At 62.4% G+C, this 739-nt stretch carries 1 protein-coding gene and 1 pseudogene; both read left to right on the plus strand.

Going from position 1 to position 739, the window contains the following annotated elements; all coding sequences use genetic code 11:
- A pseudogene (locus tag IMZ11_RS42915) lies at nt 1–228 on the plus strand (mammalian cell entry protein); the annotation flags it as partial.
- On the plus strand, nt 228–739 hold a 512-nt coding region (locus IMZ11_RS42920; RefSeq protein ID WP_228649356.1), incomplete at its 3' end, for an MCE family protein. The pseudogene IMZ11_RS42915 and the gene IMZ11_RS42920, both read left to right, overlap by 1 nt.

Here is a 739-nt window from a genome sequence, read left to right on the forward strand (position 1 = left end):
GTTCGTGGTGACTACCTGAATGTGTTCGTCACCTTCGACCTGACGTTGCGCCGGTTCGGTGAGTCGATCTTCACCACGGGCGGGTTCGACCCGAACATGAAGCACCTCAGTGAGGTCATCAATCCGCCGGACTGGCTGACCGGGTCGATGGCGAACCTGTCCGGCCAGGCCGCCGACCCGTTCCAGATTCCTGCCGGAACCGCCACCCAGCATGAGGAGAAGCCGTAATGATCGACCGGCTTACCCGTATGCAGTTGATGATCTTCGGGATCGTCACCGTTCTGACCGTCGGTGCGATTTCGCTGTTCTATCTACATCTGCCTGCTGCCGTGGGCATCGGCACGTACCACGTCAACGCCAACTTCGTGACCGGCGGCGGGATCTACCAGAACGCCAACGTCACCTACCGCGGTGTGACGGTCGGCCGGGTGGATTCGGTAGGTCTGGCGCCCGACGGGGTGGTCGCCAGAATGCAGCTGAACAGCAGCACGGCGATTCCGCAGAACGTCACCGCGACGGTCAAGAGTGTCTCGGCCGTCGGTGAGCAGTACATCGACCTGATTCCGCCGGAGTCCCCTTCTACCGACAAGTTGCGCAACGGCGCGACCATCGATCAGCAGAACACCCGCGTCGGCCAGGACATCGCCGGCATGCTGCACGAGGCCGACACCCTGGTCAGCAGCATCGGGAACAGCCGGCTGCAGGATCTGCTCCGTGAGACGTTCAAGGCGTTCAACGG

Source organism: Microtetraspora sp. AC03309, assembly GCF_020826795.1.
Taxonomy (GTDB): domain Bacteria; phylum Actinomycetota; class Actinomycetes; order Streptosporangiales; family Streptosporangiaceae; genus Microtetraspora; species Microtetraspora glauca.